The organism is Sphaerisporangium sp. NPDC049002 (genome assembly GCF_040649355.1).
Taxonomy (GTDB): Bacteria; Actinomycetota; Actinomycetes; order Streptosporangiales; family Streptosporangiaceae; genus Sphaerisporangium.
This window is the reverse complement of record NZ_JBEZFH010000036.1, coordinates 1-22,456: the sequence shown is the minus strand read 5'-3', so window position 1 is coordinate 22,456 and position 22,456 is coordinate 1. Positions and strand designations below refer to the sequence as shown.

The window sequence follows — 22,456 nt, the reverse complement described above, 5'->3', positions numbered from 1 at the left end:
GACGATGACGGATGACAAATTTTTCGGGAAATATCCGTCTAGGGCGGAAAAGTTCGGATCAAGCCCTCATGGGCGCCATGACGGGTCCCATCACGCGGGCCGGGAAGGAATCCTCCCGGCCCCGGCGAGCGTCCTCCCGGGCTAGGCCGGCGTCTCCTCACGGGAGAGTTCTCCGGCCTCGGGGGTAGGCGTCTCCTTGGGCTCGGCGGGCACTTCCCCGGGCTCTGCCGGGGTGACGGCGTCCGGTCCCTGGTCGAGCAGGACCTGGAAACGGTCCTCGTCGAGGATGGGGACGCCGAGTTTCAGCGCCTTGTCGTACTTCGAGCCGGCGTTCTCGCCGGCGACCACGAAGGCGGTCTTCTTGGAGACCGAGCTCGTCACCTTGCCGCCGCGGCTCTGGATGGCCTCTCCGGCCTCGTCCCTGGTGAAGCCCTTGAGGGTGCCGGTGACCACCAATGTCAGCCCGGCGAGGGTCTGCGGGCCCTGCCCGGTGGGAGGCTCGTCCTCCATGCGCACCCCGGCCTGGCGCCAGCGCTCGACGATCTCGCGGTGCCAGTCCTCGGCGTACCACTCGTGGATGGACGCGGCGATGGTGGGGCCGACCCCCTCGACCACGGCCAGCTCCTCGACCGAGGAGCCGAAGACGCGGTCGAGTGACAGGAACGCCGAGGCCAGGGCCTGCGCCGCCGTCGGCCCGACGTGCCTGATCGACAGGGCCACCAGCACCCGCCAGAGCGGCTGGGACTTGCGCAGCTCAAGCTGCTCCATCATGTGCTCGGCGTTCTTGCTCGGCTCGCCGCTCATGTTGGCGAAGAACGTGACGACCTTCGGCTCGCCGGTCTCGGGATCGGTCTTGGGCAGGCCGGTGTCCTGGTCGCGCACGACGGACTTGATCGGCAGCAGCCGGTCGATCGTCAGGTCGAACAGGTCGGCCTCGGTGCGGACCGGCGGCTCCTGCGGAGGCAGCGGGGCCGTCAGCGCGGTGGCGGCGACGTAGCCGAGGCCCTCGACGTCGAACGCTCCCCGGCCGGCGGCGAAGAAGATGCGCTCACGCAGCTGCGCCGGGCACGAGCGGGCGTTGGGGCAGCGGATGTCGACGTCGGCCTCCTTCATGCGCCGCAGCTCGGTGCCGCACTCGGGGCAGTGGGTAGGCATGACGAACTCGCGCTCGCTCCCGTCGCGCAGGGCGGTCACCGGCCCGACGATCTCGGGGATCACGTCGCCCGCCTTGCGCAGCACCACGGTGTCGCCGATGAGCACGCCCTTGCGCGCGACCTCCGAGGCGTTGTGGAGGGTCGCCCGCTCCACGGTGGACCCGGCGACGACGACGGGATCCATCACGCCGTACGGCGTCACGCGCCCCGTGCGGCCGACGCCCACCTGGATGTCGAGGAGCTTGGTGTTGACCTCCTCGGGCGGGTACTTGAACGCGATGGCCCACCGGGGCGCGCGCGACGTCGAGCCGAGCTGCCGCTGCAGCTCGATGCGGTCGACCTTCACCACGACGCCGTCGATCTCGTACGCGGTGTCGTGGCGGCGCTGCCGGTAGTGCTCGATGAACTCGTCGATCTCCGTGAGGCTCCCGACGACCTTGTAGAGGTCGCTGACCGGCAGCCCGAACTCCTTCAGCCGCTCGTAGACCCCCGACTGCGTCGCCGGGAGCGGGGAGCCCTCCCAGGTGCCGACGCCGTGCGCGATCATGCCGAGCGCGCGCTGGGCGGTGACGCGCGGGTCCTTCTGGCGCAGGGACCCCGCCGCCGAGTTGCGGGGGTTGGCGAACGGGGCCTTGCCCGCCGCCACGAGCTGCTCGTTGAGCTTCTCGAAGCCCTCGACCGAGAGGTAGACCTCGCCCCTGACCTCCAGCAGGTCGGGAACGTCGTCACCGGTGAGCCGGTGGGGGATGTTCGCGATCGTGCGCACGTTCGCGGTCACGTCGTCGCCCACGCGCCCGTCGCCCCGCGTGGCGCCCCTGACCAGCCTGCCCTTCTCGTACACCAGGGCGATCGCCAGCCCGTCGATCTTCAGCTCGCAGAGGTACGGCCCGGGGTCGGCCTCGACGAGCCGCTCGGCGCGGGCCTGCCAGCCCGCGAGGTCGGCGTCGTTGAAGGCGTTGTCGAGGCTTTCGAGCCGCCGGAGGTGCTGCACGGGCGTGAAGTCGGTGGAGATCGGCGCGCCGACCTTCTGCGTCGGCGAGTCGGGCGTACGCAGGCTCGGATGCGCCTCCTCCAGCTCGCGCAGCTCGCGCATCCACGCGTCGTACTCACCGTCGCTCACCGTCGGCGCGTCGAGCACGTAGTAGCGCCAGTTGGCGTCGTCGGCCAGCTCGGCCAGCTCGGCGTGACGCTCCAGTGCGTCCACCGGCACGCCCTCCACCTCGGCAGCCATGCCGTCTCCCCTCGTCGGTCGAACCCAAGGAGAACGCTACGGCCAGCGACGAGTGCTCACGCCTCCGCGAATGCGGTCTACCTGGGGAATCGTTACCTCCACCATGCCATCCACCACCGACATTTCCGTACAAAACGACCGCCGCTGTCAACCTCGGCCGTACCCGCGCTCATGGGACGGGACGGCCGGAACTCAGCCCCCCTGTGCCCAGACGCCCTCCCACTGCGAGCACTTGCCGGTGACCTTCTTGGAGGTGCCCCGGCAGACCTTGGCCGTGGAGCTCAGCATGTACCCGGCGTTCACGCGGAACGCGAGGGCCCGCGACTGGGAGCAGTTCCTGAAGGTGGCCGTGCGGTACTTCCCCTTGTCCGTGAGCCACTTGATCTTCAACCAGGAGCACGTGCGCGCGCCGCCCGCGTCGTACAGGTCTCCGGTGATCCGCAGGCCGGAGTTCGTCGAACGGATCTTGCCACCCGCCCATCCCTTGCGGTCGGACGAGGCGGTGGGCCCCCAGGACCATGATTCGGCGGCGGACGCCCGGCTCGTGGAGGAAGCGCCCGCCGAGGCGGACGCGGCGGCGGGCAGGCCGAGGCCCAGGGCGGCGGCGGTGGTGAGCCCGAGCAGTACGCGAAGACCGCTGTGCATGACTTTCTCTCCTGAAGACGTGGTCGGTTACCACCTCAAGAGATAGACCAGCGACCTTGCAGCGAACTTGACCGAACTTGCACAGGAACGCCCGCCGCTACCGGCCGCGATCCCCCCGCCGCGATCACCGCGATGGCCGCGATCACCGGGCGTCGCCGGGGTCGTCCCGCAGCACGCGCGCCGCGTCACGGCACCGGGCGAGCGCGGCCCGCGCGTACGCCGGAGAGGCTCCGGCGAGCCCGCACGACGGCGTGAGCACGACCTGCTCGGCGAGCCGCGACGGATCGAAGCCGAGCCTGCGCCACAGCTCGGTGGCCGGCTTGGCGATCACGTCGACGTCCGCGAGCTTCGTGTCCGTGCCCGGGACGACGCCGAGGAAGAACGCCGTCCCCGCCTCGATCGCCTCGCCGAGGCGGTCCTCGTCGCGGCGCCGCAGGAACCGCGCGTCCAGCGAGAGGCCGCCGAACCCGGCCGCACGGAGCACGCCGAAGGGCACGTCGGGCGCGCAGCAGTGCACGATCGTGAAGGCATCGGAGGGCAGCACGGCGCGGAGCCGTTCGGAGGCGGTATGGGCCTCGACGGCGGCGAGCCGCCCGAATCCCGAGGCGGTCGGCACGGTGCCGGCGAGCACCCCCGGCAGGCCCGGCTCGTCCACCTGCACCACGACCCGCGCGCCCGGTATCCGCGCGCGCACCGCCGCGAGGTGCGCGGCCAGCCCCTCGGCCAGCGAGTCGGTCAGGTCGCGCACCGCTCCGGGGTCGGCGAGCGTCTTGTCGCCGTAGCGCAGCTCGATGGCGCCCGCGAGAGTCCACGGCCCGCACACCTGGATCTTGAACGGCCCCTCGTACCCCTGCGTGACCTCCTCCAGGGCGTCCAGGTCGCGGTTCAGGTGGTCCCTGGCGCGGCGGACGTCGCGTCCGGGACGGTCGGTGAAGCGCCAGCCGGACGGCTGCACCTCCACCGGCAGCTCCACGAGCAGGGACGCGGTACGCCCGACCATGTCCGCGCCCACTCCCCGATCAGGCAGCTCCGGGAGGTACGGCAGGTCGGGAAGCTCCCCGAACACCATGCGCAGCGTCTCCACATGGTCATCACCGGGGTGGGAACCCACCCCGGTGGCACTCGCCGCGTTCCACGGAAACTCGCTCACAAGGCGCAAGCTTAGAAGCGCCTCGGGACGGACGGCACGGGAGACCGCGGCGGCGCGGGCCAGTGCGACGCAAGCCGATTCCAAGGACCTCCTCCTATCTGTAGTCGTGACCGGCGACATCGGCCCCGACCGCGGGCGGCACCGGCACCCCTGTGACGACGACGAGAGGAAACCACGTGAGCCGCCGTATGCGGGTCGTGCGGCAGAACATGCTGACCGACTGCGGCCCCGCCTGCCTGACCATGGTGCTGGACCACTACGGCCTGCGCACGACGACCCGCGAGGTGACCGAGAGGGCCGGCGTCTCGCGCGACGGGTTGACCGCGAGAGCCCTGGTGACGGTGTCCAGGGAGTACGACATGGACACGGTCGCGCTCAGGATCGCGCCAGAACGCGTCGCCGATCTGACCCTCCCCGCGATCGCCCACTGGAATCCCGCGCACTTCGTGGTCGTCGAGCGGGCCCGGCGCGGCCACGTGACCATCATCGACCCGGCGCTGGGCCGCCTGCGGCTGACGGCCGCCGAGTTCGCGGCCGGGTTCAACGGCGTCGTGCTCGTGCCCACGCCCGGACCCGGTTTCCGCCCCCGGCGGCTCGGCATCCCCACGCGCCCATGGCGGCGGAGGATGCCCGCCGACGTCCTGCGGCGCTCGCGTGGCCTGGTCGGCCTGGTCCTGCTGGCCTCGCTGCTGCTCCAGGCGCTCGGCCTCGTGCTGCCGCTGTCATCGGGAGTGATCGTCGACCGGATCCTGCCCTCGGGCGGCACCGGGCTCCTGCCCCTCGTCGGCGCCGGCATCGCGGTCGCCGCGGCGACGCAGCTGCTCCTGAGTTACCTGCGCGTACGGATGCTCACCGCGCTCCAGGTCAGGGCCGACCGCGACCTGACCACGGAAGTGGTACGCCACATGTTCGCCCTGCCGTACCGCTTCTTCGCCCAGCGGGGCACCGGCGATCTGGTGACGCGGATCCAGGGCGTCACGGCGATCCGGGAGCTGGCGACCGGGCAGGTGCTCCCGGCGATGCTGGACGGACCGCTCACCCTGGTGTACGTAGCGCTCGTGACCGTGGGCGATCCCGTGCTGGGCGGGTGCCTGCTCGCCGCGGTGGCCGCGCACGCGCTGCTGCTGTTCGGCAACAGGCGGCGTACGGCCGCGCTCATGCAGCGTCAGCTCGCCACCCAGGCCGACGCCCAGGGGCGGCTCATCGAGTCCATCAAGGGGATCGAGTCGCTCAAGGCCATGAGCGCCGAGTCCCGGGTGATGGACCGGTGGTCCGGTCTGCTCACGGCGCAACTGAACGCCGGCGCGCGGAGCACGACGGCCATCGGCGGGATGGCGGCCGTGCAGAACGCCATCCATCTCCTCACGCCCATGGCCCTGCTCTGGGTGGGGGCCTGGAGGGTGATCGACCACAGCATGACCCTCGGCACGCTGCTTGCGCTCAACGCCATCGGGCTCGCCACCGTAACCCCGCTGAACTCGCTGATGAGCGCCCTGCAACGGCTGCAGGTCGCCGGAGCGGCGATCGCACGGCTGGCCGACATCCTGGACAGCGACCCGGAGAGTGAGATGGGGGTGACCGGCCACGAGGCGGGCGCGGGAAGGGCTCCGGACCTCCGGGGAGACGTCGAGCTGCGCGGAGTCGGCTTCCGGTACGACCCGAGGGGCGCCTGGACGCTGCGCGACATCTCCCTGAGGGCGGAGCCGGGCCAGAAGATCGCCTTGGTCGGCCGCTCCGGCTCGGGGAAGAGCACCCTGGCGAGGGTCCTGCTCGGGCTGTACACGCCGGCGGAAGGCGAGGTGCGCTACGACGGCGTGCCCGTGGCGGCGGAGGAGATGCCCGCGCTGCGGCGCCGTTTCGGGGTCGTCACCCAGGAGCCCGCGCTGTTCACCGGGACGATCAGGGAGAACATCGCCCTCGGGGACCCGTCCGCCCCGATGGAGCGGGTGGTGGCCGCCGCCCGGCTGGCCTGCGTGGACGAGGACATCGCGCACCTGCCTTTGGGGTACGAGACGCCGCTGTCGGAAGGCCACGGCCTGTCCGGGGGCCAGCGCCAGCGGCTCGCCCTGGCCAGGGCGCTGCTCACCGAGCCTCGGATGCTGGTTCTGGACGAGGCCACCAGCCACCTCGACACCGCCACCGAGGCCGGCATCGAGGCCCGGCTGTCCGGGCTGCGGCAGACGCGGATCGTGATCGCCCACCGGCTCAGCACGGTCAGGGACGCCGACATGATCCTCGTCCTGCGTGAGGGGCGGATCGTCGAGCGCGGCCGTCACGACGACCTCATGGCCCTCGGCGGGGAGTACGTGACCCTGGTCGAGGGCCAGGACCTCGCCTCGGCCAGGACGGGGAATTGACCCTCGGATAGCCGTCACCAGGGGCAGTTAAGCCTGATCCAAGCCGATTCCAAGCGTGGCCTCGTAGATCTAGATGCTGTTGGGGGCGTTCCCCAAAGCAGCGAAAGGAGGGGCCAAACGTGAACAACCCGGAGATGCTCGGGCAGGTGCTCGACGACACCGAGCTCGACAAGCTCAGCGGTGGCCAGGTCAGGGTGGATGTCGGCATTTACATCGACCCGCCCGGCATCTGCGTCTCCGTCTGAGGCAACCCCGGTGACCGGGACCTGAACCCGGAAGCCGGTTATCCGTTCACAAGGGGCCTGGAGCGAGGTCGCCGCTTCAGGCCCTCGGGTCCCTCGGGTCCCTCAGCGGACGAGGCGAGGGCCATGATGGGAAGATGAAGCTCACCAAACACGGCCACGCGTGCGTGCGACTGGAGAAGGACGGGGCCACCCTGGTCATCGACCCCGGGGGCCTCACCGAGGAGTCCGCGCTCGACGGGGCGGACGCCGTCCTCATCACCCACGAGCATTTCGACCACCTGGAGGTCAAGCGCCTCGCCTCCCTCGGACCGGACGTGCCGATCTGGACCTGCGCGGCCGTCGCCAGGCAGTTGGAGGGCCTGAGCGCCAAGGTCGGCGTCATCGGGGACGGCGACTCGTTCACGGCGGCGGGCTTCGAGGTGGGGGTGGTCGGCAGGGACCACGCGGTGATCGCCTTCGACGTGCCCGTGGTGCAGAACGTCGGCTTCCTGGTCGACGGCGAGGTGTTCCACCCGGGAGACGCCTTCACCGTGCCGGGGCAGCCCGTGGGCACCCTGCTCACGCCGACCAGCGGCCCGTGGATGAAGGCCTCCGAGATGGTCGACTACCTGCTGGAGGTGGCGCCCAGGCGCGCCTACTCCATCCACGACGGCCTGTACAACGACATCGGGCTGATGCTGGTCGACGGCCTCCTCGACCGCCGGGGCAAGGCGCAGGGAGGCGACTTCCGCCGCCTCAAGACCGGCGAGAGCGTGGTCCTGGGCGGCTGACCCCACCCGCCTCACCCGGGCGCCTCAGAAGAACCCCAGGGGGCCTCAGGAGGACGTGGCGATGGTGGCGGAGCCGATGACGGCGTCCCCGCTGTAGAGGACGGCCGCCTGGCCCGCCGCGACCCCTGTGGCGGGGCTTTCGAGCTCGATGTGGACCACGCCGCCCGAGAGCTGGGCGCGGCAGCCGTACACCTCGCCATGCGCCCGGAGCTGCACGTGGCACGCCACCGGCTCGTACGGCTCGGCGAGCGGGCCGTTCCAGACCGGGCGCTCGGCCACGATGGAGCTGACCGACAGGGACGAGCGCGGGCCCACCGTCACCGTGTTGGACACCGGCTCGATCGACAGCACGTAGCGCGGGCGGCCGTCGGCGGTCGGCCGGTCGATGCGCAGGCCCTTGCGCTGGCCCACGGTGAAGCCGAAGGCCCCGGCGTGGGTGCCGACGACGGTGCCCGCCTCGTCGACGATCGGGCCCTGCTCGGCGCCCAGCCGCTCGGCCAGGAAGCCTCGCGTGTCGCCGTCGGCGATGAAGCAGATGTCGTGGCTGTCGGGCTTGTCGGCCACCGCGAGATCACGGGCGGAGGCCTCCTCGCGGACCTCGGCCTTGGTGGAGCCGCCCAGCGGGAAGATCGCGTGGGAGAGCTGCTCGCGGGTGAGGACCCCGAGGACGTACGACTGGTCCTTGCCGGGGTCGACGCTCCTGCGCAGCACGCCGTCTTCGAGCCGGGCGTGGTGGCCGGTGGCCACCGCGTCGAACCCGAGCGCCAGCGCCCGGTCGAGCACCGCCTCGAACTTGATCTTCTCGTTGCAGCGCAGGCACGGGTTGGGAGTGCGGCCGGCGGCGTATTCGTTGACGAAGTCCTCGACGACGTCGCGGTGGAACCGCTCGGCCATGTCCCAGATGTAGAAGGGGATGCCGATCACGTCGGCGGCGCGGCGCGCGTCCCTGGAGTCCTCCAGGGTGCAGCAGCCCCGCGCGCCGGTGCGGTAGGACTGCGGGTTGGACGACAGCGCGAGGTGGACGCCCGTGACGTCATGGCCGGCCTCGGCGATGCGGGCGGCCGCCACCGCGGAGTCGACGCCGCCGGACATGGCGGCAAGCACACGAAGACTCATAACACCGTCGAGGTTACCCGCCCTGCGACGCCGGCGGGCGTCCGGCAGATCTCCGCGCCCCCGCGACGCCGACAGGCCACCCGCAGATCTCCGCCCCCCGCGACGCCGACAGCCACCCGCAGATCTCCGCGCCCCTGCGATGCCGGCGGGCCACCGGAGATCTCCGCGCCCCGCGGCGGCCGGCGTTGGCACAGGCGCCGGACACCTGGGAGGATCGAGTGCCATGCGACTGTTCGGGCGTAAGAACGAGCCGGGTGAGCCGGTCCAGGCGATCGCCGGTTTCTGGGCGTGGTGGGCGCAGGCCCGGCCGAGGATCGACGCCCTGCTTGAGGCGGGCGACGGCCCAGGGCTCGCCGAGGAGCTGGTTCCGGCGGTCACCGCCCTCGATCCGGGGCTGGTCTGGGACATCGCGCCCGGCGGCGCCGCGCGGCAGGCCCTGGTGGTCTCGGCGGCCGGCAACCCCGAGCTCAGGCCGCTGGCCCACCGCTGGGCGCTCGCCGCGCCGCCGGCCGACGCGGTGTGGGAGTTCCACCCGTCCCGGCAGGCCAACCCGGGCGCCATCGACCTGACCCTCGACGTGGGCGGGCGGGAGTTCGCGCTCGACAAGCTGGTGCTCGGGCTGCGGGTGCCCAAGGGGACGCCGCGCATCGACGTCACCGCCTATCACCCGATATTTCCTGACCTGGTCGACGAGACCCGCATCGAGGCGGCCGTCCTCGCCCTCGACTGGCTGCTCGGCGAGGACGAGGTGGCCCGCTGGGTGGGCGACATCGTCGCCGCCACCTTCCAGCCCCTGGACGCCGTGCCCGCCGTCCACCTCCCCGCCGTGGTCGCCGACCTCGCCTCCGAGTACCCGCGGGACCAGTGGGCGCTCATGGAGGGCCAGACGGCCGGTGGGGCACCCCTGATCGCCACCGCACGCCATCCCCTTCGCCCGGTCGACTACCCGCTGCTCGACCAGCACATCGCGATCACGCTTCCGTACACCGAGGCCGATGACGACGGCCTGCCCGCCGGGGCGTCGTCGGCCGCGCTCCGCGAGTTCGAGGAGCGGCTGGCCCAGCGCCTCGACCGCCTGGACGGCACCGCCGTGCTCGCCGTCCACGTGAGCTCGGAAGGCACCCGCGTGCTCCACGTCTACGCCGACCCTTCGGGAGACGCGGCGTCGCGGGTCGGCGACCTGGCCGCGAGCTGGAAGGAAGGCTCACCCGACGTCGAGGTGACCACCGACCCCGGCTGGATCGCCATCTCCCCCTTCCTCAACTGAAACTGACCCACGCCCCGACCCTCCTTCCCAACCCGACCCGGGCGCGATACCAAGAAGCAAGGCGCGACCCCCGAGGCTCCCCTTCACTCCGCCCACGCGGGAGAATGTGAGGAGAACGCGTGAGTGATCAGCAGCAGATGACAGACCATTGGTGGTGGCGGCCCGGCTGGAGTATCGGGCGCCGCTTCTACACCTGGCACGTCACCTTCCAGCACGCCTCCGACGTCCGTCGCCTCGCCCACGCCTACCGGCAAGGTCTCACCGGCGTCGACGGTCTGGACCTGGTGCCCGAGTACGAACTCGCCTCCGGCGAGGGCGCAAGCCTCCGCCCGACGAGGTGCGGGATTCCAGCGGGATCCCGCTGGAATCTCCCTCCTGCGCCTCGTCAGGGATGTCTACGAGTCGGCGGACGTCGCTCGCGACTGCTGTAGGGCCTGGCCGTCAGCAGGGTGGAGCGGGTGATGGCGGCCATCGGGTGGTCCACGTGCTCACCCAGGATGAGGCCGCGCGAGCCTGTCCCACCTGCGGGGTGTTATCGGCACGGGTCAAGCAGCGCGTGGTCACCTCGCCGAGAAACCTGTGCATGGGTGGCGAGCCGATCACCGTGCTGTGGCACAAGCGCCGCTGGACCTGCCAGGAGCAGTTGTACCCGCGCGGCGCTCGAAACTTGCCCCCATCACCGCAAATACCGGCCAACGGCAGACGATGGCACGTCGGCTTCACAGGTCAAAACGTTCCTACTCACCGGCATCACCGACGCCAAGAGCAAAGGAACCAACCGGGTCATCAAGCTCGAAGCCCGCTGCGTGTGCGGCTCCCGCGACATGACTAACCAACGTCTATGTCACGCTGCGCAACTACCCGCGCCAGCCGAGACTGAGCATCCCCGCCTGAATTCGTAGACCCAGCGTTCTTCTAGTTAAGAGTGCAGACAATTCGACGAAGCTCACATCGGATCAAAAAAAGGGGCGGAACGCAGTTTTCCCGATACAGAGAGTCAGATTGACCGTCAAGCCTGCGATAGTAAGCAGTCTTAAGCCAAAAAAACAAGGCTTGCTGAATGATCAACGATAAGCGAATATTGCCGTGGGCGGGAAAGCCTGGAACGCCCCCGCCCACGGAACATCCGTAGATGCAAAAGAAAGGGTACTATGCGTATACGCATGCGCGCAGCTCTGCTCGGAGGACTGGCCTCGGCCGCCATGGCGGGAGCTCTCTTGAGCGCCCCCGCAGCTAACGCTGACTGGAACGGTGTCTGCGATATCCAACACTACCAGGGCGGCGGTACCGGATATGCTACCGGCTGGTGCGACGGCACAGGCCCGCAGAAGTACCAGGTCGGTGTGAAGTGCTCCGACGCGGTCTGGTACTGGAGTGCCGGCGCCAAGGCATTCGGTGACCGGACCGGACTCAGCGCCTACTGTCCGTCTGGTAAGAGTTCGACGGCCCACACCATGCGCAGGTTCTGATTTACTTAAGGTTGGGTGCGCTGATCCGTGGCGCACCCAACCTTCCGGGTGAGGGTGAGTATCGGGCATCGATACCTGGCGCTTCCACTCTTTGCCAGGAACCGCGTCGGCCGAGATCGATCCCATTTGACGATGATCGCGCATCGCCCACCAGGAAACCATGAATTCACACCGGATGCCACTGGACTGTATTTATTAATCACAGAGGCTCCGCCTTTTTATGCAGCAATTCCGCGTTTACGCCGTTGACGTTTTGATAGATTATCTGACGGGTGGCGGCTATCCGTGATCATGTGATGTTGATCCGTCGGTGCTTGGGATTCGAAGCATCCTCATTGGCGCAGGCTTGTCTTCGTGACCGGTCGGGCTGGCATGCCTCTCTGTTTCAACAACGTCGGTCAGACACCAGAAATCGTGGCATGATCCGCGTCATGTCTTCGCGTCGATCTCCTGCGGGTCTCCACCATGGCTACCTTGTAGGAACCGTTACCCTATTCGCCTTCTTGGGATATTCACTGCTCGGGCTAGTCAAGTTCTACACGTTCCGGACAGGAATCTATGACCTTGTCATCTTCGACCAGGGTGTACGAGGGTATGCGAACTTCGGCCCCCCCCTGTCGTTCGTAAAGGGGAACTGGCAGGAGCTCGGATCGGCATTCTCCCTGCTAGGGGATCACTTCTCGCCGATCCTCGCGTTGCTGGCTCCGCTGTACTGGATCCATAACGGCCCGGAGACGCTCATCGTGGCGCAGGCTGCCCTTCTCTCCCTCGCAGTGGTGCCCTTCTGGACCTACGTCAATCGTGTACTCGGCGCAAGAGCCGCATATCTGCTCGGTATCGCCTACCTCTTGTCCTGGCCCGTCGCCGAGGCAGTGAACTTTCACTTCCATGAGTACGCCTTCGTACCGCTGATCACCGCAATTCTGTTCGAAAGACTGCAGGCCCGGCGTCGATCGCACGTGCTGGCGGCGGCAGTTGCCCTACTCATGGTCAAGGAAGACCTGGCGCTCTTCGTCATCGGTCTCGGGGTGAGCCTTCTCTTCGTCCACGAATGGCGCCGTACAGGCACTGTGATGATCGCCACCGGCGTGGGGTTCCTGTGGCTGACCAGCAACGTGATCATGCCCGCCTTCGGTGGTGACCCCGCCCGTTACTGGTACTACAGCGAGTGGGGCAGAACCCCCGGCGCGGCAGTCACACGCATCATGACCCGGCCCCAGGAGATCCTTAGCGTTCTTTCCACCCCGGACACCAAATTGTGGACGCTTCTCCTGCTCATTGCTCCTCTCCTTTTCCTTCCACTGCTGTCGCCCTATGTCCTGGCGCCCGCCGCCTTGCTGGCCGAACGCATGCTTGCCACCGATCCCGGCGCCGCCGGCTGGTGGGGGACGCGCTACCACTACAACGCCGCGATCGTGATGGCCCTCTGCTGCGCCGGCGTCGATGGCGCGGTGCGGCTTCGCCGGGCCGTTCAAGGACGGCGATTGAACTGGTTCACCCCGACTTGGACCGTCGTAACAGCGGTCATAGCAGTTGGTATCGTGCCCTTCTTCGCATTCGGAAACGTGTTCATGCCGAACTGGTACAAGGCCGGTCCCCGATCCGCAGCGGCTGTGGAAGCCATGCGCCAGATTCCGGACGACGTCCTCGTAGAAGCGGCGAGTGCCGTCGGTCCGAACATGTCGGCTCGTACAAAGGTCGTGGCCTGGGCTGCGAAGACCGCAGCACGTCCCGAGCGTGCCCCATGGATTCTGGCTGACCTCAAAGAAAAGCAGCCGCACTTCGATTCGCTCCAAGACCAGGCTGCGGACGTCGAACTGCTGCGACAGCGGGGATACCATGAAATCTTCTCGCAAGATGGATATGTCGTCCTCTTTGATCCGGTATCGGTAGGTTAGTGGGTGTGGGATATACGCCTGCAGGCTGTGGCGGGTGGCGCACCAGGCGTGCGGGCGGTGGGCGATCTGGGAACCGGCCGGGTTGGTGCAGGCCAGGGCGAGCAGGTGGCGCAGCTTTTCCTTGGCGTGCCGACCGACCAGGATGTGCTTGCCGTAGGTGCCGATTCTGGTCAGGCCGCGTTCCAGACTGACCCGTTGCTCGCTGGTCGAATCCTCCCTGTCGGATGACCGATGACCATCGCGGTACCGCGCTCACGGTGGACCACCATTCGCCTGGGCTCACCTGCACGCCCTGCCCAACCGCCTAGGTCGCAGCCGACCTCCTCATCGACCTGATCGCCGCAGCAGCCGCGTACCGAGGTTGCCCCACCGTCTCGTGATCGAGCGACTCCAGACCATGCCTTCGGCATCAAGTACGGGTTAGGGGAGGTTGAGGCGTAGGGCCTCGGCGATCCAGGTGTGGGCGCGGGTTTGTGGGGGTGGCCATGGGGTGTTCTGGATCGTGGCCACCAGTTCCCAGTGGCGTACGGCACGTGGGTCGTGCTCCTCGTAGCCCCGCGAGAGCGACCGCCGGAACTCCGGGGTGTCGGCCTCGCCGTGCATCGTGCCGAGCAGGGCCACCAGCCGGTCGAGGATCGGCCCCGCCTCGGCGGATGCGGGTTCCACCCCCTCGTCGAGGGCGGTGAGCGCGGTCTCGACCACGGCCTCGTTGACCTCATCCCAGCCCGCCGCGTCAGGCTTCCCGGCCCGCTGCCGCTTCTCCCAGAAGCCGGTGCTCTGCCGGCGAAGACTCGCCCGGTAGTCGTCGTCGGAGAGCAGCTCGACCAGCTCCAGCCACGCGTCGAGCTGCTCGATCGTCGGCTCGGCGGGCAGCTCGGGCACCATGGCCTCCCTCAGCCGCGTCAGCCACTGCTCGCGGGCGCGGATCCCGCCTCCGACCTCGGCCACGAACGAGTCCATCATCGCCTCGCGCTCGGCGGCCCCGAGGCGGCCGAGGGTGTTGAGCCTGCGCAGGTCGGCCTCTGAGGTGTCGCCCCGGTCGAGTGTGGCCCGCAGGACGGCCCGGGTGCGCTGCAGGGCCTTGAGCTGGGTCTCCACCGAGCGCAGGTGCAGGGCGAGCACCTGACGGAGATCGCGCTCGCCCAGGGAGCGGATCGTCGCGAGGTCGACGCCGATGTCGCGGAGGGCGCGGACGAGCTCCAGCCTCGCCAGGTCGCTCTCGCCGTACATCCGGTAGCCGGCCGGGGTGCGTGACCGCTCGGGCAGGACGCCGACGTCGGAGTAGAACCTGATCGTCTTCACCGGCAGCCCGGAGAGCTTGGAGAGCTGCCCGATCGTGTACGTCCCGTGGCCCATGAGGCCTACGTCAGACCGGCGCGGCGGGCGCGTTCGACGACGCCGCCGATCACCTCGACCAGCTCGTCCACGTCGGCCCTGGTCGAGGTGTGGCCGAGGGTGAACCGCAGCGACCCGCGCGCCCGTACGGCGTCGGACCCCATGGCCAGCAGCACGTGGGACGGCTGGGCGACGCCCGCGGAGCAGGCGGAGCCCGTGGAGCACTCGATGCCCTTGGCGTCGAGCAGCATCAGCAGCGCGTCGCCCTCGCAGCCGGGGAAAGAGAAGTGGGCGTTGCCGGGAAGGCGCTCGCCGGGATGGCCGTTGAGGATCACGTCGGGCACCGCCTCCCTGACCCTGGCGATCAGCTCGTCGCGCAGGGCCCGCAGCCGGGCCGCCTTCTCCTCCCGCTGCTCCACCGCCGCCCGTACGGCCGCGGCGAACCCGGCGATCGCCGGGGCGTCCAAGGTGCCCGAGCGCACGTCGCGCTCCTGACCACCGCCGTGGAGCACCGGGACCGGGTCGACGCCGCGCGCCAGCAGCAGCGCTCCCACGCCCATCGGGCCGCCGAGCTTGTGCCCGGACAGGGTGAGCGCCTCGACGCCCGACTCCGCGAACGAGACCGGCAACTGCCCCACGGCCTGGACCGCGTCGGTGTGGAACGGGATGCCGTGCTCGCGGGCGATCGCCGCCAGCTCGGGGATCCGCTGGACAGTGCCGACCTCGTTGTTGGCCCACATGACGCTGACCACGGCGACGCGCCCGGGATCGCTCTCGATCGCCGCCCGGAGGGTGTCCGGATGGACGCGGCCGTACTCGTCGACGGGCAGGAGCTCGACGGACGCGCCCTGCCGGTCGCCCAGCCAGTGGGCGGGATCGAGGGCCGCGTGGTGCTCGACGGCGCTGATCAGCACCCGGTCGGCCCCCGCGGCCTGGCGGCGCGCCCAGAAGAGCCCCTTGATGGCGAGGTTGTCGGCCTCCGTGCCGCCGGAGGTGAAGACGACCTCGCTCGGCCGTGCTCCGAGCGCGCCGGCGATGGTCTCGCGCGACTCCTCGACGACCCTGCGAGTGCGGCGGCCCGCCGCGTGGAGGGACGAGGCGTTGCCGACGCGCACGAGCTGTGCGGTCATCGCCTCGATCGCTTCGGTGAGCATCGGCGTGGTCGCCGCGTGGTCTAGGTATGCCATGACGTACCCAGGGTACCCAGTTTGCGACTGTACCGTCTGGACGGTATAGTTCCGGATGTGAGGAAAGATGAGCTTTTGGACGCGGCGGAAAGGCTGCTAGCCGATCAGGGGGCCCCGTGCCTGACCCTGTCGGCCGTGGCCGAGCGCGCCGGCGTGAGCAAAGGCGGTCTCCTCTACCACTTCAACACCAAAGAGGCCCTGGTCAAGGGCATGATCGAGCGGCTCGTCGCCGACTTCGACCACTTAGTCGCATCCCAGGACGAAAGCACCTACACCCGGGCCTACCTCGCCGCGACGTTCATCGCGATCAAGAGCGGGCGCCTGAGACGCTGGGCGGTGGTCACCGGCGCGGCCGGCGACCCCGAGCTGCTCGCGCCCCTGCGCGAGGCGATGGCCAGGTGGCATCGCGAGGGCATGGAGACCGAGGCCGACCCGATGGCGGCGCAGATCGTCCGGCTCGCGTGCGAGGGGTTGTGGGATGTGGTGACCCACGACCCGGGCTTCTACGGCGAGGCCCACTACGAGGAGCTCCACCGCGGGCTCCTGGCGCTTCTCGCGAGCCCTTGACCCTCCCGGCGCTTCTCAAGAGCTTTTGACCCTCCTGAGGCTCCTCAAGAGCCCTTGACCCTGGCGCTCACCCTTCCGGGCCGTTCCAGGAAGGGCCGTCCCCGTGCGCGGTCCCGCCTGACCCGGGCCGCCTCCGGCCGGTCCCGGTCTTTCACCCGGGGGCCGGGCTCCGTACTCCCCCCGTCCGCCTGAGCAGGGCAGGCTGTTCCCTGCCGCGCCCCGGCCCGGCAGGCGTGCCTCCCCAACCCGGACGCGCCCCTGGTACGGCCCCGCCTGACCAGCGACGGCGTCGCGCGCCACCACGGCGTGCCAGGAGCGGCAGACCCCCCACGTATCCACACACCCTTACGCCCTCGTGCAGAACCCTTGAAAGGACCCTGTGATGACCCGCGACCTGAGGACCGCCCGCTCCCGGGCGATCCTCACCTTCGTCCTCGCCGGCCTCATGTGCGGCACGTTCACCGTGCGCATCCCCGCGCTGACCGACAAACTCGGCCTGTCCGAGGCCTCGGTCGGCGTCGTGCTCCTCTCGTGGGGGCTCGGGGCGCTGGTGACCATGCAGTCCATGCGCGGGGTGATGGCACGGGCGGGCAGCCGCTCCGTCCTGCGGGTCGGGGCTCCGCTCTGCGCGGCATCGCTGCTCGGGGTGGCCTTCGCCCCGTCGTTCCCGTGGATGGTGGTCGCGGCCGGGCTGTTCGGCATGTTCTTCGGGGCCGTGGACGTCGCGATGAACGCGCAGGGCTCGGCGGTGGAGCGCGCCTACGGCCGCCCGCTGATGAACGGCATGCACGCCGGCTGGTGCGTGGGCGCCATGTCGGCCGGCCTGCTCGGCACCGTGGCCATCTCGGCCGGGGTGTCGTTCACGGCCAACCTGGCGGCGGTCGCCCTGGTGTCGGCCCCCGGAGCGTATCTGCTCAGCCGCGGCTTCCTGCCGGACCCGGTGTCCACCGAGACCGGATCCGGCGAGACGAGGCGGCGGATGCCCCCGGTGGTGTACCTGCTCGGCGCGATCGCGTTCGGCGCCTTCATGGTCGAGGGCGCCGTCGCGGACTGGAACGGCCTGTTCCTGCGTGACACCATCGGCGCGCCCGAGGCGGTCGCCGCCCTCGGCTACCCGATCTTCGAGGCGGGCATGCTGGTCTCCCGGCTCACCGGCGACCGGCTGCGCACCGGGTTCGGCGCCCGCCGCCTGATCATCGCCGCCGGGCTCGCCACGGCCGCGGCCTTCGCGCTCGTGATCACCACGTCGTCCCCGGTGGTCGCCGTCGGCGGGATGATCCTCATCGGCCTCGCCGTCGCGACGGTCTCGCCGATGGCGATCTCGCTGGCCGGTACGGCCACCGGCAACCCGGGCCCGGCCATCGCCCAGACCGGTGCGATGGGGTACGCGGGCCTGCTCCTCGGGCCCGTGGTGATCGGCTTCATCAGCCACGCCGCGACGCTGCGGGTGGCGCTCGGTGTGGCGGTGGTGCTGGGCGTGCTCATCGCGGTGGCCGCGCGCTTCCTGCCCCGCTCGGAGACGCGTACGGAGACGCGTACGGACGGCGCCGAGATCCACGAGCTCGCGGACAGGGAGCCCCTGAAGCTGGCCGCGTGACCACGACGGTCACACCGGCGCCCGGCCAGGAAGCGGACGGCGCCGCCCCCGCCTTCGCGGGTGCGGCGCCGCCCTCTCCACGTGTGACCGCCGTCGGCGGGCGAGGTGGTTACTTGCGCTTGTCGACCTCTTCGGAGAGCTGCGGGACGACCTGGTTGAGGTCGCCCACGACGCCGAAGTCGGCCAGCTCGAAGATCGGAGCCTCGGGGTCCTTGTTGATCGCGATGATCGTCTTGGCGGTCTGCATACCGGCCCGGTGCTGGATGGCCCCGGAGATGCCCGCCGCGATGTAGAGCTGCGGCGACACCGTCTTGCCGGTCTGCCCCACCTGGAACTGGTGGGGGTACCACCCGGCGTCGGTCGCGGCGCGCGAGGCGCCGACGGCGGCGCCGAGCGCGTCGGCCAGCCTCTCGATGATCGAGAAGTTCTCGGCCGAGCCGACTCCACGGCCGCCGGAGACCACGATCGCGGCCTCGGCGAGCTCGGGGCGGGCGCCCTTCTCCTGCACGACGCGCTCGACGACCCTGGCCGTCTTGGCCGCGTCGGACAGCGAGAGCGACACCTGCTCCTCGGCCGCCGCTCCCGCGGAGGCCTCGGGGGCGGTGGAGTTCGGGCGGACCGCGACGATCGGGGTGCCCTTGACGACCTTGGACTTCACGTTGACGCCGCCGCCGAAGATCGACTGCTCGGCGACGAAGCCGTCACCGAGGCCGACCGCGTCGGTGAGCACGCCGGAGTCGGTCTTGATGGCCAGGCGCCCGGCCACCTCCTTGCCCTCGGCGGTCGCGGCCACGAGGACCGCCGCCGGAGAGGCCGAGGAGACGAGCTGGGCCAGCAGCTCGGCCTTCGGCGCCACGACGTAGTCGGTGATCTCGGCGGAGTCGGCGACGTAGACCTTCTCCGCGCCGTACTCGGCCAGCTTGGCCTTGGCGTCCGCGGAGTAACCGGGACCGGCCCACACCGCGGAGGGAGCGCCCAGCGAGCGGGCCAGCGTCAGCAGCTCCAGGGTGACCTTCTTGACCGCGCCGTCGACGTGCTCGACGAGAACCAGAATCTCAGCCATCGGTCCCCCTTAGATGAACTTCTTCGACGCGAGGAAGTCGGCGGCCTTGGAGCCGCCGTCGCCCTCGTCCTTGACGATGGTGCCGGCCGCGCGCGGCGGGGCGACGGCGAACTCCGCCACCTCGCTCCAGGCGCCGCCCAGGCCGACCTGGGAGGTGTCGATCTCCGCGTCCGCGACGCCGAGGGTCTCCACCGGCTTCTTCTTCGCGGCCATGATGCCCTTGAAGGACGGGTAGCGCGGCTCGTTGATCTTCTCGACCACGGAGACGACGGCGGGCAGCGTGGCCTCGACCCTGTCGAAGCCGTAGTCGGTGACCCGCTGGATCTTGATGGCGGACCCGTCGATGTCGACCTTGCTCGCCAGCGTGAGCTGCGGCGCGCCGAGGCGCTCGGCCAGCATGGCGGCGAGCACGCCCGTGCGGGCGTCGGTGGACTCGGAGCCGAGGATGACCAGGTCGAAACCGATCTTCTTCAGCGCCTGGGCCAGGGCGTAGGAGGTGGACAGCGCGTCCGAGCCGTGCAGGGCGTCGTCGAGGAGGTGGACGGCCTTGTCGGCGCCCATCGCCAGGGCCTTGCGGATCGTGTCGGAGGCCTTGCTCGGGCCCATGGTGAGGACGGTCACCTCGCCGCCGTGGGCCTCCTTGATCTTCAGCGCCTCTTCGACGGCGTATTCGCACAGCTCGTTGATGACACCGTCCGCGGCGTCACGGTCGAGCGTGTTGTCCTTCGAACTCAGCTTGCGCTCGGTCGCCGTGTCGGGGACCTGCTTCACGCAGACGACGATGTTCATGGCCGGTGGCCGACCTCCCGTTTCACAGGCGCCACCACATCGCTGGGCTGGCGCCGATTCCTCGGCACGTGCACGTGGGGTACGCACACGTCGTGCGGGCTGCCCCGGTGACCGGCACCGGGAGCCGCCTCCAGACTGTCATGCGCCCTGGGGCGCCGTGACGTTGGGTGGCCCGGGACGATCTCCGTGTCGGGGACCATCCCTTCCTCCCGTTATGTTACCCGCTAGTAGCTTAGGGGCAAACTCGCAGCCGTACCGGCTCTCGCGACCTTCATTTCCCACCCTACCGAACCTTATTCCAGAGCTTCCGCGCACGGCGGATCAGCTGGCGAACGCGACCATCACGAGCACGACCATCACCGTCGCCAGGGCGAGCAGCAACGTGGAAGGGCTGAACAGCGCGGTCAGCGCGGCGTACAGACCGACCGTACCCGCCCCGCCGACCAGGTCGAACACCACGCGCGCCCGCGCTCTGGCCGCGACGCCCAGCCCCGCGTCGACCAGCACCCCGATGCCGTACGCCGCGAGGACCAGCAGGGACATCTCCGGTACGTACGCCCGCACGGCGGCGGCGACCAGCCCGGAGACGACGCCCGTGCCGACCACCCAGCGCTTGCGCACCTTCTCGCGATGCCGGGCCAGCGCCTCATCGACGGAACCGGAGGCCTCCCGCGCGCCCGGCCTCCACTCCTGGGTGGGAGGCTCGCGGACCCCGGAGACGGGCCGCCGCGCCGGGGGCACCGACACCTGCGGCGCCACGACGCCCAGCCTGGCGCAGAGCTGCGCCGCCGTGGGCCGGGCAGCGGGGTCGGCCCGCAGGCACTCGCCCAGCAGCGGCACCAGCCACGAGGGCACCTCATCGAGGTCGGGCTCGTGGTGGACGACGCGGTAGGCCACCGCCGTCGCCGGCCCGGTGCCGTACGGCTGCCGTCCCGAGGCGGCGTAGGCCACGGTGGCGCCGAAGGAGAACACGTCGGCCGAGGGACCCGCCTCCCCGCCCTCCAGCACCTCGGGCGCGAGGTATCCGGGCGTGCCGAGCACGGCGCCCGAGGCGGTCACCGAGGCGGAGTCGAGCGCGTACGCGATGCCGAAGTCGATGACGTGGGGCTCCCCGTCGCCGATGATGACGTTCGCCGGTTTCAGGTCGCGGTGCACGATGCCGGCTCCGTGGATCGACGCCAGCGCCTCCGCCAGCCCGCGCGCCAGCCGAACCAGCTCCTCGCCCCGCAGCGGGCCCCCGGTGGAGACCACCGCCGCCAGGGACCGGCCCTGGACGTACCGGGTGACGAGGTAGGGCCGGGGGCCGGTCAGGGAGGCGTCGAGCACCTCCGCGATGTGCGGGCCCCGCACCCGGCGCATGGTCTCGACCTCGCGGCCCAGCCGGGCGAGCGCCGCCTCGTCGGCCGCGACGTGCGGATGCAGGACCTTGACCGCGACCGTGTGCCCCTCGGGGTCGAGCGCCAGGTGGACCTCGCCGAACCCGCCCGCTCCGAGCCGTGACAGCAGGCGGTAGGGCCCGAGCTGACCAGCCGTCGGCACGCTCATGGCACTCCTTCCGGCCCCGTCTACGCGATCGCGCCCTCGGCGAACCTTTTTCCAAAGTCGCGATCGAGGAAACGATGACCAGGTCATTTACTCCAGAAGGCGAGGAATCCGAGGCCGAGGTTGTTCATGAGGTCCTTGACCAGGCCGCCGATGAGACCCATGGCGCTGCTCCTGGCGTGGTCGCTCAGAGCGCTGATCGCCTTCGACGGCGCCTGCCAGGGGATCCAGGAGGGAACGGCGGACATCGCGGTCACCACGGCGAAGAACGCCAGGGTGCCGACGATGATCGTCGCCACCATCCCCGCACCCGGGCTGCGGATCACGGCGGTGAGCGTGCGGGCCACGGCCTTGCGCGGCGGCCCGCCACCCGGCAGCAGGAACAGCCCCCCGACGAACGCCGAGGCCGCCCACGAGGCGGCGGCGTCGGTGGTCATCCCGCCGAGGAAGTACAGCGCGCCCCACACGCACAGGCCGAACATCCCCGCCAGCGGCGTGACCACGACCGTCATGAGAGCGGCCTTGATCAACGCCCACGGCGTGCCGAGCACGGCGAGCAGCGGATCGCTCGCGCTGTTCCCCCGGACCGAGCGGCGCTCGGCCAGGTCGCTCCAGAGGTACTCGCCGACGCGCAGGCACAGGGCCACGACGACCATGAGGACGCCGACCAGCACGGGGAGCATGCGCGCGCTCGCGCGCGCGACGACCAGCATCAGGGCCGCGAGGAGCGGGTGCCCGGTGCGGTAGCGCGGGCGGTCGGGCTCGCGCCTTCGCTCCTGCTCGGCCGCGTACGGCCCCCGGCCCTGCTCTGGCGCGTACGGGCCGCGCCCCTGGTCGGGGAGGTGCGGGCGGGCGTTGGTCGGCGGGGGCGCGACGCCCCGGGTGGCGGGCCCCATGGGCGGCGGCGGAGGATAGCCCGCCACCCGCTGGTCCACGTAGGGCGCCGGGGCGTGCTGCCCGGGATGCCCGTACGGCGCGGGCGGGTAGGCCGGAGGGGGCGCGAACCCCGGGCCGCCCGGTGGCCGAGTGGGAGAGCACCTGGACCGGGCCCGGCTACCATTCCTGGGCCGTCAA

The 22,456-nt window shown here is 70.3% G+C and carries 19 protein-coding genes; 9 read left to right on the top strand and 10 right to left on the bottom strand.

The genetic code is table 11. From position 1 onward, the window contains the following. Nucleotides 1–141: 141 nt before the first annotated feature. The 3 genes from ligA to AB0B89_RS10625 all read right to left on the bottom strand — a co-directional run bounded on the left by ligA (nt 142) and on the right by AB0B89_RS10625 (nt 4,180). Nucleotides 142–2,385 carry an NAD-dependent DNA ligase LigA gene (gene ligA / locus AB0B89_RS10635; RefSeq protein ID WP_358550849.1) on the bottom strand — a complete coding sequence of 748 codons (2,244 nt, stop codon included), beginning with the start codon at nt 2,383–2,385 and terminating at the stop codon, nt 142–144. A gap of 192 nt (nt 2,386–2,577) precedes the next feature. Beyond that, nucleotides 2,578–3,030 (bottom strand): hypothetical protein, encoded by a 453-nt coding sequence (locus AB0B89_RS10630; protein WP_358550847.1) that lies wholly within the window; start codon nt 3,028–3,030, stop codon nt 2,578–2,580. A gap of 142 nt (nt 3,031–3,172) precedes the next feature. Beyond that, nucleotides 3,173–4,180 carry a methionine synthase gene (locus AB0B89_RS10625; RefSeq protein ID WP_358550845.1) on the bottom strand — a complete coding sequence of 336 codons (1,008 nt, stop codon included), beginning with the start codon at nt 4,178–4,180 and terminating at the stop codon, nt 3,173–3,175. A gap of 176 nt (nt 4,181–4,356) precedes the next feature. Between AB0B89_RS10625 and AB0B89_RS10620 the strand changes: the two genes are divergently transcribed. The 3 genes from AB0B89_RS10620 to AB0B89_RS10610 all read left to right on the top strand — a co-directional run bounded on the left by AB0B89_RS10620 (nt 4,357) and on the right by AB0B89_RS10610 (nt 7,552). After that, nucleotides 4,357–6,537, top strand: a complete 2,181-nt coding sequence (locus tag AB0B89_RS10620) for a peptidase domain-containing ABC transporter (RefSeq protein ID WP_358550843.1) — start codon at nt 4,357–4,359, stop codon at nt 6,535–6,537. Between the two features lie 119 nt (nt 6,538–6,656). Then, nucleotides 6,657–6,782: a hypothetical protein gene (locus AB0B89_RS10615; RefSeq protein WP_358550841.1), complete on the top strand. Its 126-nt coding sequence runs from the start codon at nt 6,657–6,659 to the stop codon at nt 6,780–6,782. A 134-nt stretch (nt 6,783–6,916) separates the two neighbouring features. Continuing rightward, complete coding sequence (locus AB0B89_RS10610; protein WP_358550839.1) at nt 6,917–7,552, top strand: MBL fold metallo-hydrolase; 636 nt, start codon at nt 6,917–6,919, stop codon at nt 7,550–7,552. 45 nt (nt 7,553–7,597) lie between these two features. Here the strand turns inward: AB0B89_RS10610 and mnmA are convergent, their stop codons facing one another. After that, the gene (gene mnmA, locus AB0B89_RS10605; protein WP_358550837.1) at nt 7,598–8,668 is read right to left on the bottom strand and encodes a tRNA 2-thiouridine(34) synthase MnmA; all 1,071 of its coding nucleotides are present in this window, start codon (nt 8,666–8,668) and stop codon (nt 7,598–7,600) included. Between the two features lie 223 nt (nt 8,669–8,891). Between mnmA and AB0B89_RS10600 the strand changes: the two genes are divergently transcribed. The 4 genes from AB0B89_RS10600 to AB0B89_RS10585 all read left to right on the top strand — a co-directional run bounded on the left by AB0B89_RS10600 (nt 8,892) and on the right by AB0B89_RS10585 (nt 13,302). Then, a complete protein-coding gene (locus AB0B89_RS10600) occupies nt 8,892–9,935 on the top strand; it encodes a DUF695 domain-containing protein (protein WP_358550835.1) in 1,044 nt (347 codons plus the stop codon). Nucleotides 9,936–10,054: 119 nt separating this feature from the next. Beyond that, nucleotides 10,055–10,366, top strand: coding sequence for a hypothetical protein (locus tag AB0B89_RS10595; protein WP_358550833.1), 312 nt, complete (start codon nt 10,055–10,057; stop codon nt 10,364–10,366). Next, on the top strand, nt 10,327–10,767 hold the full coding sequence (locus tag AB0B89_RS10590; protein WP_358550831.1) for a transposase family protein: 441 nt from the start codon (nt 10,327–10,329) through the stop codon (nt 10,765–10,767). The genes AB0B89_RS10595 and AB0B89_RS10590 overlap by 40 nt, the downstream gene beginning before the upstream one ends. Before the next feature lie 1,140 nt (nt 10,768–11,907). Further along, nucleotides 11,908–13,302 (top strand): DUF2079 domain-containing protein, encoded by a 1,395-nt coding sequence (locus tag AB0B89_RS10585; protein ID WP_358550829.1) that lies wholly within the window; start codon nt 11,908–11,910, stop codon nt 13,300–13,302. A 420-nt stretch (nt 13,303–13,722) separates the two neighbouring features. On the opposite strand, the gene AB0B89_RS10580 is transcribed toward AB0B89_RS10585, so the two are convergent. After that, nucleotides 13,723–14,658 carry a MerR family transcriptional regulator gene (locus tag AB0B89_RS10580; protein ID WP_358550827.1) on the bottom strand — a complete coding sequence of 312 codons (936 nt, stop codon included), beginning with the start codon at nt 14,656–14,658 and terminating at the stop codon, nt 13,723–13,725. A 5-nt stretch (nt 14,659–14,663) separates the two neighbouring features. Continuing rightward, nucleotides 14,664–15,824, bottom strand: a complete 1,161-nt coding sequence (locus tag AB0B89_RS10575) for a cysteine desulfurase family protein (protein WP_358550825.1) — start codon at nt 15,822–15,824, stop codon at nt 14,664–14,666. A 57-nt stretch (nt 15,825–15,881) separates the two neighbouring features. Here AB0B89_RS10575 and AB0B89_RS10570 point away from each other — a divergent pair, with 57 nt between their 5' ends. Beyond that, nucleotides 15,882–16,391, top strand: coding sequence for a TetR/AcrR family transcriptional regulator (locus AB0B89_RS10570; RefSeq protein ID WP_358550823.1), 510 nt, complete (start codon nt 15,882–15,884; stop codon nt 16,389–16,391). Nucleotides 16,392–16,773: 382 nt separating this feature from the next. Further along, on the top strand, nt 16,774–17,988 hold the full coding sequence (locus AB0B89_RS10565) for an MFS transporter (protein ID WP_358550821.1): 1,215 nt from the start codon (nt 16,774–16,776) through the stop codon (nt 17,986–17,988). A 109-nt stretch (nt 17,989–18,097) separates the two neighbouring features. On the opposite strand, the gene AB0B89_RS10560 is transcribed toward AB0B89_RS10565, so the two are convergent. The 4 genes from AB0B89_RS10560 to AB0B89_RS10545 all read right to left on the bottom strand — a co-directional run bounded on the left by AB0B89_RS10560 (nt 18,098) and on the right by AB0B89_RS10545 (nt 22,305). Next, nucleotides 18,098–19,051 carry an electron transfer flavoprotein subunit alpha/FixB family protein gene (locus tag AB0B89_RS10560; protein ID WP_358550819.1) on the bottom strand — a complete coding sequence of 318 codons (954 nt, stop codon included), beginning with the start codon at nt 19,049–19,051 and terminating at the stop codon, nt 18,098–18,100. A 9-nt stretch (nt 19,052–19,060) separates the two neighbouring features. Next, nucleotides 19,061–19,840, bottom strand: coding sequence for an electron transfer flavoprotein subunit beta/FixA family protein (locus tag AB0B89_RS10555; protein ID WP_358550817.1), 780 nt, complete (start codon nt 19,838–19,840; stop codon nt 19,061–19,063). Between the two features lie 321 nt (nt 19,841–20,161). Beyond that, nucleotides 20,162–21,385: a serine/threonine-protein kinase gene (locus AB0B89_RS10550; protein WP_358550815.1), complete on the bottom strand. Its 1,224-nt coding sequence runs from the start codon at nt 21,383–21,385 to the stop codon at nt 20,162–20,164. An 83-nt stretch (nt 21,386–21,468) separates the two neighbouring features. Continuing rightward, nucleotides 21,469–22,305, bottom strand: coding sequence for a hypothetical protein (locus tag AB0B89_RS10545; RefSeq protein WP_358550813.1), 837 nt, complete (start codon nt 22,303–22,305; stop codon nt 21,469–21,471). Between the last annotated feature and the right edge of the window lie 151 nt (nt 22,306–22,456).

Bases quoted from the DNA above. Each gene is read 5' to 3' on its own strand.
- ligA (WP_358550849.1), bottom strand. From the start codon at position 2,385: ATGGCTGCCGAGGTGGAGGGCGTGCCGGTGGACGCACTGGAGCGTCAC.
- AB0B89_RS10630 (WP_358550847.1), bottom strand. From the start codon at position 3,030: ATGCACAGCGGTCTTCGCGTACTGCTCGGGCTCACCACCGCCGCCGCC.
- AB0B89_RS10610 (WP_358550839.1), top strand. From the start codon at position 6,917: ATGAAGCTCACCAAACACGGCCACGCGTGCGTGCGACTGGAGAAGGAC.
- mnmA (WP_358550837.1), bottom strand. From the start codon at position 8,668: ATGAGTCTTCGTGTGCTTGCCGCCATGTCCGGCGGCGTCGACTCCGCG.
- AB0B89_RS10600 (WP_358550835.1), top strand. From the start codon at position 8,892: ATGCGACTGTTCGGGCGTAAGAACGAGCCGGGTGAGCCGGTCCAGGCG.
- AB0B89_RS10590 (WP_358550831.1), top strand. From the start codon at position 10,327: ATGTCTACGAGTCGGCGGACGTCGCTCGCGACTGCTGTAGGGCCTGGC.
- AB0B89_RS10580 (WP_358550827.1), bottom strand. From the start codon at position 14,658: ATGGGCCACGGGACGTACACGATCGGGCAGCTCTCCAAGCTCTCCGGG.
- AB0B89_RS10575 (WP_358550825.1), bottom strand. From the start codon at position 15,824: ATGGCATACCTAGACCACGCGGCGACCACGCCGATGCTCACCGAAGCG.
- AB0B89_RS10565 (WP_358550821.1), top strand. From the start codon at position 16,774: ATGACCCGCGACCTGAGGACCGCCCGCTCCCGGGCGATCCTCACCTTC.
- AB0B89_RS10560 (WP_358550819.1), bottom strand. From the start codon at position 19,051: ATGGCTGAGATTCTGGTTCTCGTCGAGCACGTCGACGGCGCGGTCAAG.
- AB0B89_RS10555 (WP_358550817.1), bottom strand. From the start codon at position 19,840: ATGAACATCGTCGTCTGCGTGAAGCAGGTCCCCGACACGGCGACCGAG.
- AB0B89_RS10550 (WP_358550815.1), bottom strand. From the start codon at position 21,385: ATGAGCGTGCCGACGGCTGGTCAGCTCGGGCCCTACCGCCTGCTGTCA.